A 17,614-nucleotide genomic window follows, 5' to 3' on the forward strand; every position below is an offset into this window, starting at 1 on the left:
CCTTCAGGCATAGTAGACAAAAAGGTTGGTAAAAAGTGGGTTAAAGCCTTATAGTACAAGGCTTTAACCTACCTTTTTGAAATATGAATAAAAACTTGCCCTTTTTGTCAATCTTCCAAAACACAAAAGTATGGCTTTAAAAATAAGCTTCAACGTTATAAATGTTCAGCTTGCAATAAAATATTTACCTTAACATCTAAATTAAATTCGACCCAAATTTGGTTGGATTATTCTGTTGGAAAACAAACATATCAACAACTCGCTAATAAATATCAGTGTTCAGTAAGAACGATTCAACGATATTTAGAAAAGGCTCCTAAAGCCTTCTTAAAAGCCCCTCAAAATAAATATTTAAACTTAATTATTGATACTACTTTCTTTCATCGTGATTTTGGCGTGATGGTTTTTATTGATAGCCTTTCAACCAAAGTGGTTTATCACCAAATTGTGAAAACGGAAAAAGATATTTATTACAAGAAAGCCATCAATCATTTAAGAGAAAAAGGCTATATCATTCAATCAATTACCTGTGATGGCAGGCGTGGCTTATTGAAAGATTTAATGAATACGCCCACGCAAATATGCCAATTTCATTTAGTAGCAATCGTGATGAGAGCATTAAGAAAAAAGCATCAATCGCACGCAGGAAGAGAATTAAAAACGATAATAAAGACGTTAAAAGCCAGTTCAAAAAATGAATTTTATTTAAAAATACATCACTGGAAAATAAAACATAAAGCCTTTTTAGAGGAACGGTCAGATAAACCGAATGAAAAAGGAAAATATCCTTATAAACATCGTAATGTGAGAAGTGCTTATACAAGTATAAAACGTTATATGGATTATATTTTTACGTATGAAAAGTATCCTGAGTTAAATATTGAAAAGACGACAAATCGAATAGAAGGATTATTTAAAGAATTAAAAGACAAATTACGCCCACATAGCGGATTAACGAGAAAGCATAAGATATTGTTTATACAGGACTTTTTAAATAAAAAGAGTCGGTAAAAATTTCTAAACATAATCATTACCAACCCTTTTGTCCAATAGAGGCATAGTTCGACAAAATACTAACCTTTTTGTCTACTATGCCTTTTATCTGCCGATTATTTCAAGCACTGACTGAATTCATCGGCAATCGCTTGTAAGAATTGCGGGTAAGCCGTTTGGCTTAATTCGATTTTCGCACCAAGCGGATCTAATTGTCCGACTTTAACTTGCGTACCTTTGCTGAGACTTTCAATCACTTTCGGGGTAAATTGAGGTTCGGCAAATAAACATTGCGCTTTATGAGCCGCAACATTTTTCTTAATTACGCTTAACGTTTTCGCCCCCGGCGCTACGCTCGGGTTAATCGTAAACGACCCTAATGAGGTTAATCCGTAAGCACGTTCGAAATAGCCGTAAGCATCATGGAAAGTATAATAACCTTTACCTTTTACTGCTGCTAATTGATTGCGAATTTGTTCGTTTTTAGCGGTTAAATTTGCTTTAAATGTTGCAAGGTTTTCCGCAATTTTCGCTTTTTGTTCCGGTAATTGTGCGCTTAGACGTGCTGCGATTTGTTCCGCCGCGGCAAGGCTTGCTTCCGGTGAGAACCAAATATGCCAATCTTTATCATGGCTATGCCCTTCGTGATCATGGTGATGATCATGCCCTGCATGGTCGTGTTTATGATCGTCGTGGTCATGTTTATGATCGTCCTTATGGTCGTGATCATGCTCGTGCTTTTCATCGTTATCATGTTTTTCCGTTGCATCGACAATCGCTTTAATTGCCGGTACACCGTCTAAACTAAGCACTTTCTCTTTCGGTAATTTGTCGATACTTTTTTCTAAAAACGTTTCTAAATCTTCACCCACCCAAACTACGAGTTGCGCTGATTTTAACTGTTCTACGTCAGACGGTTTTAAACTGTAATCGTGCGGAGAAGCGGTCACCGGTAATAAAACCTTACTTTCCGTTACGCCTTCCGTAATTGCGCTTGCAATAAAGCCTAACGGTTTTATCGTTGTGAGTACGTCTGCATTCGATACCGCAGTTGCTCCTAACATGGCTAACGCCAACGTAGTTTTTTTAAACATAGTATTCTCCTCTTAGAATAAAGTTGAGCGATTCTATCAAACTTTTATGAAATTATCATACACTTTCTCATAATTTTTTTATGGGTATTTTTCATTGATTGTTTTCTATATACTAGCGGTCGAATTTTTCTGATTTTTTACCTATATGAAATACAAAGATTTACGTGAATTTTTAACATTACTGGAAGGCCAAGGCGAACTGGTTCGTATAAAACAAGAGATCGATCCTTATCTTGAAATGGCGGAAATTTCCGACCGCACTTTACGTAAGGGCGGGTCGGCGATTTTATTTGAAAACCCGAAAGGCTACCGAATGCCGGTGCTGTGTAATTTATTCGGCACGCCGAAACGTGTCGCATTAGGTATGGGGCAAGAAGATACGCACGCCTTGCGAGAGCTAGGGAAATTATTGGCGTTTCTTAAAGAGCCTGAGCCGCCGAAAGGTTTTAAAGAGCTGATCGGACAATTACCGCAATGGAAACAAGTGCTGAATATGCCGAGCAAAGTCTTGGGTAAAGCGGATTGCCAACAAGTGGTATTAAGCGGCGATGAGGTGGATCTGTATAAATTACCGATTATGCATTGTCACGAAGGCGATGTTGCACCGCTTGTCACTTGGGGGTTAACCGTTACTCAAGGACCTTATAAAAAACGCCAAAATCTTGGGATTTATCGCCAACAGCTGATCGGCAAGAACAAGCTGATTATGCGTTGGTTATCGCATCGTGGCGGGGCGTTGGATTTCCATGAATGGAAGGAAGCCAATCCGGATAAACCGTTTCCGGTTTCGGTGGCTATCGGTGCCGATCCGGCAACCATTTTAGCGGCGGTTACACCGATTCCCGATACCTTATCGGAATATGCGTTCGCCGGTTTATTACGCGGTCAGAAAACCGAGGTAACCAAGTCAATTAGTAATGATTTGGAAATACCGGCAAGTGCGGAAATTGTATTGGAGGGTTATATCGACCCGAATGAAACGGCACTGGAAGGCCCATATGGCGATCATACCGGCTATTACAATGAACAAGAGTATTTTCCGGTATTTACCGTAACGCATATCACCATGCGCCGTGATGCGATTTATCACTCGACTTACACCGGTCGTCCGCCGGATGAGCCGGCAGTTCTCGGCGAAGCGTTAAATGAAGTGTTTATTCCGATTTTGCAAAAGCAATTTCCGGAAATCGTGGACTTCTATTTGCCGCCGGAAGGTTGTTCTTATCGCCTTGCGGTGGTAACGATTAAAAAACAATATGCCGGTCATGCAAAACGGGTAATGATGGGAGTGTGGTCGTTCCTCCGTCAATTTATGTACACCAAATTTGTGATTGTCTGTGATGACGATGTAAACGCAAGGGATTGGAAAGACGTAATTTGGGCGATTACCACACGTTGTGACCCGATCCGAGATACCACCTTGATTGACCATACACCGATTGATTATTTGGATTTTGCTTCACCGATTGCGGGCTTAGGCTCAAAAATGGGGATTGATGCCACCAATAAATGGCCGGGTGAAACCAGTCGTGAATGGGGTACACCGATTAAAAAAGATCCGAATGTCGTTAAACTTGTTGATGAAATTTGGGATCAATTAGGGCTATAACTTTAATAATACGGTGAAAAGTTCGCTAAAAATCACAAGAGCAAGCGGTTAAATTTCCTTAAAAATTTACCGAATAAAAACAGCTTATTTCGGCAGCTTTCACCGTGTTTGATTTTTATTTTCTATTACTATTTATAAAAGGAGAACTTATGTTACTGGTAAATCTTACCTTTATTAGCTTTTTTATTGTTCGTTTGTATAGTTTGAGTATTTCGATTAGCAATGAGAAAGCGCTTATCCAAAAAGGTGCTACGCAACACGGCAGTAAAAATTCAAAACTATTATCTATTGTGCATGTGCTATTCTATTCTTCCGCCTTGTTTGAAGCGAATTATTTTGCGCATCATTGGGACTATCTCAGCACGATCGGCACAGTTACCTTGTTTTTCGCTTATATTGCGCTCTTTTGGGTGATCAACGAGTTAAAAGAAATTTGGACGGTAAAACTCTATATTTTACCAAACCATAAAATTAATACTTCAACGTTATTCAGAACGATTAAACACCCTAACTATTTTCTCAATATCATTCCGGAATTAATCGGCGTGATACTACTTTGCCATGCGTGGAACACATTGATGTACTTATTCCCCGTTTACCTCGTTGTGTTAGGCGTTCGCATTTATCAAGAAGAAAAAGTGATGAAGCCGTTATTTGAGCAAGTTAAATAAACACCAAATAACAAGCGGTTAAATTTGCAAAATTTTCTGCAAATTTGACCGCTTGCTTTTATGGTTTAATTACTCATTCTCGGCTTGGATATGATCCGGGGCTAAATCGTAGCCGTCTTTCGGTTTACGTTGATATTCCGGATTGAGTAACTGATTAATTTCGTACCAAGGCACTGTAAGACTGATTTCACCTTCAGCGAATGGACCTAACGCATACGGCGGATAAATAAATTTCACCCCATCATCGGTAAATAAGAAATCTTCCGAAACATAAAAGTCTTGTTTCGGGGTAAAGGTGCTGTATTTGCCGTTTGCATCCGGTTCGTTACGCTGTTCGTAATGGCTCCACAAAATCGCAGAGAGTTCCACTTGTTTTGCCGGAGAGAGTAAGTCATCCAGTAAAATAATACGTTTTTTATTTACATCGATATTAAAATATTTGGTGTGGTAGTTATTATGCGCACCGCCACTATATTCGTCGTAGTTTTGGAAAAAGATCACGATATTATGACGTTGTCCTAAATAAATCGTTTCCGCTGTGCGAGAAATGCCGAGTGTCATTCCTTCTTTTAAAGTTTCTAAACTTTCCTGATAATCTTTTTCTAATACCGTTTTCAACTGATTTAACTCATCGCCGTTTATCGCATTACGATCGATTTTACTGCCGGCATCCGCCGGAACAGGCTGATAGCTGATTAAAATCTGTTTCGCCAATAAATTATCCAACCATTCAAAACCGGTTTTAGCAAGACTGACAAAATAATATTGTTCGGCGGAAAGAATCGCTTGTTCTTGCTTGGCTTGCGGCTTGAATTTTACTCGTTCGGTTTTGGCAAAAAACGGATAGATTTCAACATTCAACGCAGGAAAAGAGGCTAATGCGGAATCCGATTTTCCCGTAATCGATTGCTGAAAAGCGGTCAATTCTTGCTGAGATTTTGCAAGTTGTTCATCTAATTGAGCAATTTTTTGTTCGGCTTGTTGTAATTTCTCGATTAATACCTGCGTATTTTTATCATCACAAGCGGACAGTACGAATATCCCTGAAAACAGTAGCGCAAGTGCCGTTTTGTTCATCATAAACTCCTTAATTAAAGCGGTTAAATTACCGACAAAAATAACAAAAACACCATAAATTGCAATCATTTTCCTATTTTTTACGCAGGCGAACCTACGATATTTACCTTGCTTATTACAGGGTTAAAATGCGATAATAAAACGCTTTTTTATCCGGCGAAATTGTCGGACTATTTGCAAAAAACAATGAAAAAAGCACCGCTTGCCAATCATTGAATCCGCAAGCCTAAGTGATTGATTTTGCAGTTCGTTCGAGACAAGAAGAATGAAACGTAAGACAAAAGCGTCACCTTGAGCCGCTTAATTAACACCTACTTTCGACAGTCGGGAGACTGCCCCTCAAATCCGAGAAGAATACACAGGTATTCTATGTAACAAAATGGATTTAACTTTGCGCATTACTGCCATATAAAAGGACGTTTAATTCTGTCGGCAATGTAAAAACAAAAATGAAAAATGAGAAAACACAATGAAAAGAATGTTAATCAATGCGACTCAAAAAGAAGAGTTGCGCGTTGCGCTCGTTGACGGGCAACGTTTATTCGATTTAGATATCGAAAGCCCGGGACACGAACAAAAAAAATCCAATATCTACAAAGGGAAAATTACCCGTGTCGAGCCAAGTCTTGAAGCCGCATTCGTAGATTACGGTGCGGAACGTCACGGTTTCCTTCCGTTAAAAGAAATCTCTCGCGAATACTTCCCTGCGGATTACGTATTCAACGGTCGCCCGAATATCAAAGATATTATCAAAGAAGGGCAAGAAGTGATCGTGCAAGTGAGTAAAGAAGAACGTGGCAATAAAGGCGCTGCGCTCACCACATTTATCTCGCTTGCCGGTAGTTATTTAGTGTTAATGCCGAATAACCCGCGTGCGGGCGGTATTTCTCGCCGCATCGAAGGCGACGAACGCTTGGAATTAAAAGAAGCGTTAGATTGCTTGGACGTGCCGGAAGACGTCGGTTTAATCGTACGTACTGCCGGTGTGGGTAAATCGCCGGAAGAACTTCAATGGGACTTAAAAGTTCTGTTACATCATTGGGAAGCGATCAAAAAAGCGGCGGAATCTCGTCCTGCACCATTCCTTATCCATCAAGAAAGTGATGTGATTGTACGTGCAATTCGTGATTACCTCCGCCGTGATATCGGTGAAATCTTAATTGATAATAAAAAGATCTTCGAAAAAGCAAAAAATCATATTCGTTTAGTACGTCCAGATTTTATTAATCGTGTGCGTTTATACGAAGGCGAAGTACCGCTATTCAGTCATTATCAAATCGAATCGCAAATCGAATCGGCGTTCCAACGTGAAGTGCGTTTACCGTCCGGCGGTTCAATCGTTATCGACGTGACCGAAGCATTAACGGCGATTGACATTAACTCGTCACGCTCAACCCGCGGCGGCGATATCGAAGAAACTGCGTTAAATACCAACTTAGAAGCGGCGGACGAAATTGCACGTCAATTACGTTTACGCGACTTAGGCGGTTTGATTGTCATCGATTTTATCGATATGACTCCGGTGCGTCACCAACGCGAAGTGGAAAACCGTATCCGTGAAGCGACACGCCAAGATCGTGCACGTATTCAGTTCAGTCGTATTTCACGTTTCGGCTTATTAGAAATGAGCCGTCAGCGTTTAAGCCCGTCACTCAGCGAAGCGTCAAGTCACGTATGTCCTCGTTGCCAAGGTACGGGTAAAGTACGTGATAACGAATCTATCGCACTTTCAATTTTACGTTTATTGGAAGAAGAAGCGATCAAAGAAAATACCGCACAAGTTCACACCATCGTGCCGGTACAAATTGCCTCTTACTTACTCAACGAAAAACGTAAAGCGATTTCAAGTATTGAGAAACGCCACGATGTACAAGTGGTGGTTGTACCGACAGAAAGCATGGAAACACCGCATTTCAGCGTCTATCGTTTACGTGAAAACGAAGTGCTACCGACACTGAGTTATGATTTAGCGAAGCATTATCATGATCGTGAAGAAGATACTCAACTAAATACACATACAGTTTCAGAAGAAGTATTAGTAACACGTAATGAGCCGGTTATTACGGTGGAATCCGTATTACAAAGTTCCGAGTTAAATCTTCAACCGGCACCGACACCGGTAGAGCCAGCAAAACCTTCGCTCCTAAGTCGCTTAATTGCAAAAGTGAAAAGTTTCTTCGCACCTGAAGAAAAAGCGGAAGAAAAACCGAAGCCGAAAGCACGTAACCAGCGTGATCGTCGTAATCGTCGCGAACGTCCGAATCGTGTTGATCGTCAAGAGCGCAAACAAACGCAAGCGCAAGACGAGCAAAAAGCGCAACGTCAGGAACGTAATCAAGAACGTAATGAGGCGAAAAAAGCGCGCCGCCAAGTAGTTGAAGAAGTTGCCGGTGTTCAAGAAACACAAACGGAACAACGTTCGAACAAAGACAACGCGACGACAGAACGCCGCCAACGTCGTGATTTACGTAAAAAAGTACGCGTAGAAAACGTTGAAGCATCGGTTGCCACCACTGAGCCGAGTACGCAACCGATTGAAGAAAAAGTGCAAAATATCGCGCAAATTCAACCGCTAGTCGCACAAGAAACTCAACCTGAAACGGTTAATGAAGAGCGTCAAGATGTTCGTGAAAACGGTCGTCAGCGTCGTCTTCCTCGTCATCTTCGTGTGGGTAACCAACGCCGTCGAGACAACAATAACCGTAAAGAAAATGTTGTGGCGGCAATGCCTTTAGCGGCGGCGGTTGCATCGCCGGAAATGGCAAGCGGTAAGATTTGGGTGAAATTCAGCGAACCGGTTTCTACAAATAAACCGAATAGCAAAGCGGAAGAAAAAGCGCGTTTCTTATCGGTAGATGAAATGCTTGAGCAACAAACTACGGAAGTAAATGAGCCGATTGTAGAAAGCAATATCGAGAACAATAGCGCAAGTTCCGTTGCGCCGGTTGTCGGCTTTATTAAACAGCAATCGGATCGTGATTTGGTTAAAGAAAACAAAGCGCGTTTACACCATCAGGTTGAAGAAAGCGAACAAGCGGACGAACAACTGGTTGAAAAAGCAATGGCAAAACACGTTGCGCCGTTAGGCGGTTTTGTTTCTCAACATTCTGATCGTGATCTTGTCAAAGAGAAGAACGAACGAGTACAAAAATTCCAAGCGCAAGCGACACAAGCCCCGGCAATTGGAAATGCTACGGCGGAAGCTATTAGCGTGCCGGTTTCCAATTACCAAAGTGACTATAGCTTTAACGGTCGTTTAGGTACATTCTCTCGAGTAATGCACACTAAAGCCGAAATGACGGTTGCTTCTGCGCCGGAAAAAGCGTTGGAAACAGTTACGGTAAACGAATGGACTCAATCAAAATACTATTTCTACGGAAAAGGTTTTGGCGGACATTCAAGTGCGGTGAGCCATGTTCACTCCGCCCCTCGTGTTGCCAATACGGATCATGAATAACAGATAATCTTTTGGATCGAAAGCCGATTGAAACTTCAATCGGCTTTTTTCATCAAAAAGCAATATTTTCGGAAACTTATTTTATAAACTGTGTTCTAAGTACTATGAGCGTGCTTGATTTAAAGTAGGCATTATTAATTTTTTACATAAGGAAACAAAAATGAAAAAATCTCTATTAGCATTAGTATTAGGTGCAACATTAACATTAGCGGCTTGTGATCAAGCTAACCAAGCGAAAGATGCGGCTGCAGCTAAAATGGAAGACGCTAAAGCTGCAACTCAAGACGCTGCTAAAGCAATGGCTGATAAAGCAACCGAAATGAAAGATGCGGCTGCAACTAAAATGGAAGACGCTAAAGCTATGACGCAAGACGCTGCTAAAGCAATGGCTGATAAAGCAACCGAAATGAAAGATGCGGCTGCAACTAAAATGGAAGACGCTAAAGCTGCAACTCAAGACGCTGCTAAAGCAATGGCTGATAAAGCAACCGAAATGAAAGATGCGGCTGCAACTAAAATGGAAGACGCTAAAGCTATGACGCAAGATGCTGCTAAAGCAATGGCTGATAAAGCAACTGAAATGAAAGATGCTGCTGCAACTAAAATGGAAGCAGGTGCTGAAGCGGTAAAAGAAAAAGCGGCTGAAGTAAAACAAGCAGTTGAAACTAAATAATTCTTGCTAAGGTATCTCCAAACCAAAGCAGAAAAAGCCCACTTCTTGATCTGCCCCCCAAAAGTTGGACTAAACCTCCAACGGATTAAGGTGCAGATTTTTTATGACTAAATATAACTCGCTATTCAAACAACAAGTCATCGAGTTTTATCTTCAAAATGACAAAAACCGTTTATTCACTCAACGACATTTTCAATTATCCAAGAAAACCTTAACTCGATGGATTGCTCAATTTAATCATAACGGAATCAATGGGCTAGCGGTGATAGGTAAGAAGCAAAAATATTCCCCCGAATTCAAATTAACCGTCATACAAGCGGTCAAAAAGGGGCAATTTTCTGCGGAAAGCGCCTCCCTTCATTTTGGCATTGCTAATTCAGGTTCGATTAGCCAATGGTTGCACATCTTTGAAGAACAAGGTATAAACGGCTTATTACCCAAGCCCAAAGGTCGCCCGACAATGAAACCGAAATACCCGAAAATGCCTCCTCCACCTAAAACTGAAGAAGAACGCCTACGTTATCGTATTTTAGAGCTGGAAGCGGAGGTAGCTTACCTAAAAAAGTTGCGGGAGCTCAGCCAACAAAAAATGCGGCAAAAGCAGCCATCGTAAAAACGTTGCGAGTGGATTTTCCCTTAGAAATCCTCCTCCCTTTGACTGGTTTAAAACGTAGTACGTTCTTTTATCACTTACCGCCTAAAATCGATAAAAATGCAGTGATTAGGCAGAAAGTGATTGAGATTTATCAAGATAATGATGGCAATTACGGCTATCGTCGTATTACGTTAAAGTTACGTGATTTTTTGGGTGCGATTAACCATAAGCGTATTCAAAGGATAATGCAACAGCTTGATTTAAAAGGGAAATGTAAGCAGAGGAAATATCGTTCTTATCAAGGTGAAGTGGGTAAAATTGCCGAGAATGTATTGCAACAGGATTTTCACGCAACGGCGCCAAATGAAAAGCTCGTAACGGATATCACCGAGTTTAAATGTGCGGAAGGCAAGCTCTATTTATCGCCTATTAAGGACTTGTTTAATAGTGAAATTCTTGCTTATGATTTAGCAAGAAGCCCTAACTTTGAGCAAGTGATGCGGATGCTAAAGCAAGCAGTCGCAAAACTGCCTAAGGGCGCTAAACCGATTTTACATTCCGACCAAGGCTGGCAATACCAGATGGCAGACTATCAAGAAATGCTGAGAAAACATCATATTAAACAAAGTATGTCGAGAAAAGCGAATTGCTTGGATAATGGGGCAATGGAAAGTTTTTTTGGGCGATTGAAAACGGAATGTTACTTTGGTAAGCGATTTGAAACTTTCGAACAACTTGAGAAAGTGATTCACGAGTACATTCATTATTACAACAATGAGCGTATTCAAGTGAAATTAAAAGGACTCAGCCCTGTACAATACAGAACTCAGTCCTTAAATTAAACAGTCTAACTTTTGGGGGTCAGATCAGAGATGAGTGCCATCAGATTTCCCCTCTTTAGCAAAGAGGGGTTAGGGGAGATTTGTTAGTTTAAAACTTGCAAATTTTCTATCAAAATCAACCGCTTTTATTTTGTATTATTTCAATATTTCTCTACAACTTTGCTCAACTTGCTGCAAAAGCGCCGCATAATCGGTTTCTTTTAAACCGACGTCACCTAAATAGTGCATTTTTACATTTTCAATACCGCAGAAGCTAAACAAACCGTTGCCGAGCGTATCGTCAAGCGATTTTAAGAAACCTTTGCCCGCATATTTCTGATTGCTGTTGCCCATGGTGACAAACTGTTGCATTTTCTTGCCTTTTAATAAACCGACACTTTCGGTTTCGCCATTGGTGTAGGCGAAGCCGTAGGTCAGCACTCGGTCTAAATAGCCTTTTAAAATTGCCGGAAAACCCATCCACCAAAGCGGATAAATAAAAGTGATGACATCGGCTTGTTGCCAATATTGATGTTCGGTTTGGATTTTTGCCGCATATTTACCGGTGAGGCTGTCTTGGAATTCTTGCCAAGCCAAATTCGGATGAATATTTAAACTGTATAAATCACGTACAATAACTTGATGTTCGGAACTTGCCTGAACGGCTTGTTGAAGTATCGCACGGTTAAAACTTTGCGGGTTAGGATGGGCGTAAATAATCAGATGATTCATAACATTTCTCAGCTAAATAATAACGGTTCTTAATTATCCTCGAAATCCGTCTTTACATACAAAACTTCCCTTAATTATTCTTTGATAATAATCAATCTTTCCTTCGGTTCTTAGGCAAATACCTCGTTGGAGTGATGAAAGCGGATCAGTAAAAACCGATAATATTCATTATTTAGTTTTCTTTGCCGTAGGTGTGTTTTGTCCGAGTTCAGCCAACAATCTTTACCTCGACGTAGTTTCTTACGCGGTCATTTTTTAAATGTGTTACAAACCGAGCAGGTAAGGCAGCAAGGACATCATGCGATTCGCCCGCCTTGGACAAATCTTGCAGATTTTTATGAAAAATGCACCGCTTGCGATAATTGCATATCCGCCTGTGAAACACAAATTATTGTGAAAGGGGCGGGCGGTTATCCCGAGATTGATTTTAGTCGCGGCGAATGTACTTTTTGTGAAGCTTGTGTGAAAAGTTGTGAGTCGGATGTGTTTTTGGCTACAACGGAAGAAGCATGGCGGCATAAGGTCGAAATTAAAGAAAACTGCTTATTAAAACAGCGGGTTGAATGTAGAAGTTGCGGAGACGGTTGTGAAAGCAGAGCCATTCGTTTTCGCCCCGCATTGGGCGGCATTGCAACTTTGCAACTGGATTTAACCGCTTGTAACGGTTGTGGCGCTTGCCTATCGGTTTGTCCTACTTCCGCAATATCAATTTTAAGGAATGAACTTTAGCAATGAGTACGGAAAACTTAAACGAAGCGAAAAACTGGTATGTATGTAGCTTAGTCGTTCAAGCAAAACCAGCAAAATTAGCGCAAGTGAAAGCGGACATTCTTACCATTCCGTTTGCAGAAATTCATGGTGAGAAAGCCGAGGAAGGCAAACTGGTAGTGACACTTGAGAGTGACAGACAGCTTGCTTTAGCCGATTTAATCGATCAGGTAAAGGATATTGACGGTGTGATTGTCGTATTGTTAATTTCCAATTATCTGGATGAACAATAGTTTTAATTTTTTTATAAAAGTGGGAAACATTATGGAACTCAATCGTAGAGATTTTATGAAAGCAAATGCGGCGATGGCTGCGGCTGCTGCGGCAGGAATGACGATTCCTGTAAAAAATGTTTATGCTGCTGATGACGGTATTAGATGGGATAAAGCACCATGCCGTTTCTGCGGTACGGGTTGTAGCGTACTGGTCGGTACCAAAGACGGTCGTGTGGTTGCGACCCAAGGTGACCCGGATGCGGAAGTAAACCGTGGTTTAAACTGTATTAAAGGTTACTTCTTATCAAAAATTATGTACGGCGCAGACCGTGTACAAACGCCTTTATTACGTATGAAAGACGGTAAATTCCATAAAGAAGGTGACTTTACCCCGGTTTCTTGGGATCAGGCTTTCACCATTATGGCGGAGAAAGTAAAAGACATTCTGAAGAAAAAAGAACCGAATTCGGTCGGTATGTTCTCATCAGGTCAAACTACTATTTTTGAAGGCTATGCGAAAGTTAAACTTTGGAAAGGCGGTTTACGTTCTAACACTATCGACCCGAATGCGCGTCACTGTATGGCGTCTGCGGCGGTAGCCTTTATGCGTACTTTCGGTATGGACGAACCGATGGGCTGCTATAACGATATTGAGAAAACCGACGCGTTCGTGCTTTGGGGTTCGAATATGGCGGAAATGCACCCGATTTTATGGAGCCGTATTTCCGACCGCCGCTTATCGGACGATAAAGTGAAAGTGGTGGTAATGTCCACATTTGAACACCGTTCATTTGAATTGGCGGATACCCCGATTATCTTTAAACCGCATTCAGATTTAGCAATTCTTAACTATATCGCCAACTACATTATCCAAAACGATAAAGTAAACTGGGATTTCGTTAATAAACATACTAAATTTAAACGCGGCGAAACGGATATCGGTTACGGTTTACGTCCGGATCATCCTCGCCAAAAAGCGGCGAAAAATGCGAAAACCGCCGGCAAAATGTATGATTCCGATTTCGAAGAATTTAAGAAAATCGTTGAGCCTTATACATTAGAAAAAGCGCACGAGATTTCCGGCGTACCGAAAGATCAGTTGGAAACGCTGGCGAAAATGTATGCGGATCCGAAACAAACGTTAGTATCTTTTTGGACAATGGGCTTTAACCAGCACGTACGCGGCGTATGGGTAAACCACATGGTTTATAACGTACACTTGCTTACCGGTAAAATCTCAACGCCGGGTTGCGGTCCGTTCTCATTAACCGGTCAGCCGTCAGCTTGCGGTACGGCGCGCGAAGTCGGTACTTTCGTACACCGTTTACCGGCGGACATGGTGGTAACCAATCCGAAACACGTTGAAATTGTAGAAAAAGCGTGGAAATTACCGAAAGGTACGATTCCGACCGTGCCGGGGTATCCTGCGGTTATGCAAAGCCGTATGTTAAAAGACGGTAAACTTAATTTCTTATGGCAGCTTTGTACCAACAATATGCAAGGCGGTCCGAATATTAATGAAGAGATCTTCCCGGGTTGGCGTAATCCTGAAAACTTTATTGTGGTTTCCGATCCGTATCCTTCTGTTTCTGCGGTAGCTGCGGACTTAATTCTTCCGACTTGTATGTGGGTGGAAAAAGAAGGGGCTTACGGTAATGCGGAACGTCGTACCCAATTCTGGCGTCAGCAAGTGAAAGGTCCGGGCGAGTCAAAATCAGACTTATGGCAAATCGTTGAATTCTCTAAATACTTCAAAACCGACGAAGTATGGGATGAAGCGTTACTTGCACAAATGCCGGAATATCGCGGTAAAACTCTCTACGAAGTGCTGTATAAAAACGGTCAAGTGGATAAATTCGATACGCCGACTAACATACCGGGTTATATCAATGATGAAGCGGAACACTTCGGTTACTACTTACAAAAAGGTTTATTTGAAGAATATGCGGCATTCGGTCGCGGTCACGGACATGACTTAGCCGACTTTGATACTTACCATCAAGTGCGCGGTTTACGTTGGCCGGTAGTGGACGGTAAAGAAACCTTATGGCGTTACCGTGAAGGCTTCGACCCGTACGTCAAAGCGGGTGAAGGCGTATCGTTCTACGGCTATCCGGATAAGAAAGCGATTATCTTAGGCGTACCTTACGAAGAGCCAGCGGAAAGTCCGGACGAAGAGTACGATTTATGGTTATGTACCGGTCGTGTTCTTGAACATTGGCATACAGGTACGATGACACGTCGTGTACCGGAATTACACCGTTCGTTCCCGAATAATCTTTGCTGGATGCATCCGGACGATGCTAAGGCTCGCGGGTTACGTCACGGTGATAAAGTGAAATTAATTACTCGTCGCGGTGAAATTATTACTCACTTAGATACGCGCGGTCGTAATAAATGTCCGAAAGGCTTAATTTATACCACCTTCTTCGATGCGGGACAGTTAGCCAATAAATTAACTTTAGATGCAACCGACCCGATTTCAGGTGAAACCGACTATAAAAAATGTGCGGTTAAAGTGGTTAAGGCGTAATGAAACATACGGTCGGAATTTACAAAGTTTTTTGAAAATCCGACCGCTTGTAGGGTGAGTATGCTTGCTCGCCAATATAATTTACGTCGTTAAAGAAGCGGGCGGAAATGCCTGCTCTACGAAAGGAAACCACTATGAAACTTGACCCGAATCGTCGCCAATTTTTGAAAAATGCGACTAGAACCGCAGCCGGTATTTGTGGTGTCGGAGTGATCTTAGGATTGCAACAACACCAAGCAAACGCCAAAGAAGGTGTTGCTTTACGACCGCCGGGTGCATTACCGGAAAAGGATTTCTTAGCCTCTTGTACGCGTTGCGGACAATGCGTACAAGCCTGTCCGTACGATATGCTGCATTTGGCAAGTTTACTTTCGCCGATGGAAGCGGGGACTCCGTATTTTATTGCGCGAGACAAACCTTGTGAAATGTGCGTGGATATTCCTTGTATGAATGCTTGCCCTAGCGGAGCGTTAAGCGAGGAATTAACCGATATTAACGATGCTCGTATGGGATTGGCGGTATTACTTGACCATGAAACTTGTTTGAACTGGCAAGGTTTACGTTGTGACGTATGTTATCGAGTATGTCCGCTGATCGATAAAGCGATTACGCTGGAAGAAGTACCGAATACGCGTACGCATATTCATGCGAAGTTAATTCCGACCGTTCATTCCGATGCTTGTACCGGTTGCGGTAAATGCGAACAATCGTGCGTATTGGAAGAAGCGGCGATTAAAGTATTACCGATGGATTTAGCTAAAGGCTTATTGGGACGTCACTATCGTTTAGGCTGGCAAGAGAAACAAAATGCCGGTAAAGCGTTGTTGGAAGAACAGCATCCGGACGGCTTACGCCCGGCAATGGATGCGCGTGTACCGGAAGGTATGAACGAGCCGACTTATCAATTTATGAAAGTACAGCCGAACCAAAAAGTTGCGACGCCGAATCGTGCGACTTATGACTACGTACCGAGTTCGACTACTGTACCTGAAGCGGAACATTTCCCTAATTTAGATTTAAATATCAAGGGGGTTAAATAATGGCTGAAGTAAAATTTACCCCGAATAAACCGCAACACGCCGGTTTAGAGGCTCGACAAAAATTAGGTTGGTGGAGAGCGTATCGATTTTTAATCTTACGTCGTATCAGCCAACTAAGCATTATTTTGATGTTTTTGAGCGGGCCGTTTTTGAATGTTTGGATTCTAAAAGGTAATTACAGCGGCAGTATGTTGTTCGACGTGATTCCGATGAGCGATCCGCTGATTACGGCGGAAAGTCTGGCGACCGGTTATTTACCGGAATGGACGACGATTTTAGGTGCGTTAATCGTTGTAGCGTTTTATGCCGTTGTGGCAAGTAAAGCGTTCTGCGGTTGGGTTTGTCCGATGAATATGGTCACGGATACCGCAGCTTGGTTACGTAGAAAACTCGGTATTCGCCAAAGTGCTAAAATCCCGCGTAATTTACGTTATGCGATTTTAGCGATGATTTTGGTCGGTAGTGCGATTTCCGGCACATTATTGTGGGAATGGATCAATCCGGTAGCCGCGCTCGGTCGAGTTTTTGTATTCGGATTAGGCGCAACGCTTTGGTTGGTCGCAGTGGTCTTCTTGTTCGATTTACTGATTGTGGAACACGGTTGGTGCGGACATCTTTGTCCGATTGGTGCGACTTATGCGCTGATTGGAGCAAAAAGCGTGATCAAAGTAAATGTGGTGGATCGCGCTCGTTGCGACCGTTGTATGGACTGCTATAACGTTTGCCCTGAACCGCAAGTACTAAGAGTGCCGTTACACGGTAAACCGGAAGACAGTACGATAGTTCTTTCAAAAGATTGCATTAGCTGCGGACGTTGTATTGACGTTTGTCCGGAAAATGTTTTTGCCTTCGGAACACGTTTTCAAGGCAGTATTGAAGTAAAAAATGTATAAATCATGGAGTGAATCAAAATGAGAAAATATCTCGCTCTTATCCTTACTGCAATTACAGGCTTTGCAGTAGCGGAAACGCAAAATTTATCGTTGGATAAATTACCGGAAAATGTGGCGCCGGCTTATACCAACCCGCATAAAGATATCGGTAACATTCCGGTGACTTTCCCTCATCAACCGCCGCTTGTTCCGCATAGTATTCGTGGTTTACAAGTAACTAAAAATACCAACCAATGTTTAGGTTGCCATGCGCCGGAAGTATCAAGCACGACGGGTGCTCCGCGTGTGCCTAAAACGCATTTTATGGATCGAGACGGTAAATTGACGGAAGGAACCTCTCCGCGTCGTTACTTCTGTTTACAATGCCACGTACAACAAACGGATGTAAATCCGATTATTCAAAATAAATTTGAAACGATTCGTCAAATGCAAGGTAAATAAGG

15 protein-coding genes are annotated in these 17,614 nt (G+C 42.0%); 12 read left to right on the forward strand and 3 right to left on the reverse strand.

Annotation, left to right across the window (positions count from 1 at the left end):
* Positions 1-87 precede the first annotated feature (87 nt).
* The gene (locus tag DRF63_RS07860; RefSeq protein WP_420313772.1) at positions 88-1,011 is read left to right on the forward strand and encodes an IS256 family transposase, variant Zn-binding type; all 924 of its coding nucleotides are present in this window, start codon (positions 88-90) and stop codon (positions 1,009-1,011) included.
* 98 nt (positions 1,012-1,109) lie between these two features.
* On the opposite strand, the gene znuA is transcribed toward DRF63_RS07860, so the two are convergent.
* The gene (gene znuA / locus DRF63_RS07865) at positions 1,110-2,087 is read right to left on the reverse strand and encodes a zinc ABC transporter substrate-binding protein ZnuA (RefSeq protein WP_005598666.1); all 978 of its coding nucleotides are present in this window, start codon (positions 2,085-2,087) and stop codon (positions 1,110-1,112) included.
* A 145-nt stretch (positions 2,088-2,232) separates the two neighbouring features.
* Here znuA and ubiD point away from each other — a divergent pair, with 145 nt between their 5' ends.
* Together ubiD and DRF63_RS07875 are read left to right on the forward strand one after the other, a co-directional pair.
* Positions 2,233-3,696, forward strand: coding sequence for a 4-hydroxy-3-polyprenylbenzoate decarboxylase (gene ubiD / locus DRF63_RS07870; protein WP_005598664.1), 1,464 nt, complete (start codon positions 2,233-2,235; stop codon positions 3,694-3,696).
* 149 nt (positions 3,697-3,845) lie between these two features.
* Positions 3,846-4,367 carry an isoprenylcysteine carboxyl methyltransferase family protein gene (locus DRF63_RS07875; protein ID WP_005598662.1) on the forward strand — a complete coding sequence of 174 codons (522 nt, stop codon included), beginning with the start codon at positions 3,846-3,848 and terminating at the stop codon, positions 4,365-4,367.
* A 69-nt stretch (positions 4,368-4,436) separates the two neighbouring features.
* On the opposite strand, the gene DRF63_RS07880 is transcribed toward DRF63_RS07875, so the two are convergent.
* Complete coding sequence (locus tag DRF63_RS07880) at positions 4,437-5,513, reverse strand: RsiV family protein (RefSeq protein ID WP_005598659.1); 1,077 nt, start codon at positions 5,511-5,513, stop codon at positions 4,437-4,439.
* A gap of 400 nt (positions 5,514-5,913) precedes the next feature.
* Here DRF63_RS07880 and rne point away from each other — a divergent pair, with 400 nt between their 5' ends.
* The 3 genes from rne to DRF63_RS07895 all read left to right on the forward strand — a co-directional run bounded on the left by rne (position 5,914) and on the right by DRF63_RS07895 (position 11,011).
* Positions 5,914-8,901, forward strand: a complete 2,988-nt coding sequence (rne, locus tag DRF63_RS07885) for a ribonuclease E (protein WP_005620573.1) — start codon at positions 5,914-5,916, stop codon at positions 8,899-8,901.
* A 160-nt stretch (positions 8,902-9,061) separates the two neighbouring features.
* On the forward strand, positions 9,062-9,574 hold the full coding sequence (locus DRF63_RS07890) for a hypothetical protein (RefSeq protein ID WP_009875192.1): 513 nt from the start codon (positions 9,062-9,064) through the stop codon (positions 9,572-9,574).
* A gap of 103 nt (positions 9,575-9,677) precedes the next feature.
* Positions 9,678-11,011, forward strand: a protein-coding gene (locus tag DRF63_RS07895; protein ID WP_108744158.1) for an IS3 family transposase whose coding sequence is annotated in 2 segments (ribosomal slippage) — positions 9,678-10,131 and positions 10,131-11,011 — 1,335 coding nt in all. Because the reading frame shifts where the segments join, the coding sequence is not laid out codon by codon here.
* Between the two features lie 135 nt (positions 11,012-11,146).
* Here the strand turns inward: DRF63_RS07895 and DRF63_RS07900 are convergent.
* Positions 11,147-11,722, reverse strand: a complete 576-nt coding sequence (locus DRF63_RS07900; RefSeq protein ID WP_005598646.1) for an NAD(P)H-dependent oxidoreductase — start codon at positions 11,720-11,722, stop codon at positions 11,147-11,149.
* 198 nt (positions 11,723-11,920) lie between these two features.
* On the opposite strand from DRF63_RS07900, the gene napF reads away from it, so the two are divergent.
* The 6 genes from napF to DRF63_RS07930 all read left to right on the forward strand — a co-directional run bounded on the left by napF (position 11,921) and on the right by DRF63_RS07930 (position 17,612).
* A complete protein-coding gene (gene napF / locus DRF63_RS07905) occupies positions 11,921-12,451 on the forward strand; it encodes a ferredoxin-type protein NapF (RefSeq protein WP_005598645.1) in 531 nt (176 codons plus the stop codon).
* 2 nt (positions 12,452-12,453) lie between these two features.
* A complete protein-coding gene (locus tag DRF63_RS07910; RefSeq protein WP_005598644.1) occupies positions 12,454-12,723 on the forward strand; it encodes a chaperone NapD in 270 nt (89 codons plus the stop codon).
* Positions 12,724-12,754: 31 nt separating this feature from the next.
* Positions 12,755-15,238 carry a nitrate reductase catalytic subunit NapA gene (gene napA, locus DRF63_RS07915; protein WP_005619821.1) on the forward strand — a complete coding sequence of 828 codons (2,484 nt, stop codon included), beginning with the start codon at positions 12,755-12,757 and terminating at the stop codon, positions 15,236-15,238.
* Positions 15,239-15,372: 134 nt separating this feature from the next.
* On the forward strand, positions 15,373-16,278 hold the full coding sequence (napG, locus tag DRF63_RS07920) for a ferredoxin-type protein NapG (protein ID WP_005598642.1): 906 nt from the start codon (positions 15,373-15,375) through the stop codon (positions 16,276-16,278).
* The gene (gene napH / locus DRF63_RS07925) at positions 16,278-17,171 is read left to right on the forward strand and encodes a quinol dehydrogenase ferredoxin subunit NapH (RefSeq protein WP_005598641.1); all 894 of its coding nucleotides are present in this window, start codon (positions 16,278-16,280) and stop codon (positions 17,169-17,171) included. Before napG ends, napH begins: the two co-directional genes overlap by 1 nt.
* Before the next feature lie 18 nt (positions 17,172-17,189).
* Positions 17,190-17,612 carry a nitrate reductase cytochrome c-type subunit gene (locus DRF63_RS07930; protein ID WP_005598639.1) on the forward strand — a complete coding sequence of 141 codons (423 nt, stop codon included), beginning with the start codon at positions 17,190-17,192 and terminating at the stop codon, positions 17,610-17,612.
* The last annotated feature ends 2 nt before the right edge of the window (positions 17,613-17,614 follow it).

The organism is Actinobacillus pleuropneumoniae (assembly GCF_003290385.1).
Taxonomy (GTDB): Bacteria; Pseudomonadota; Gammaproteobacteria; order Enterobacterales; family Pasteurellaceae; genus Actinobacillus; species Actinobacillus lignieresii.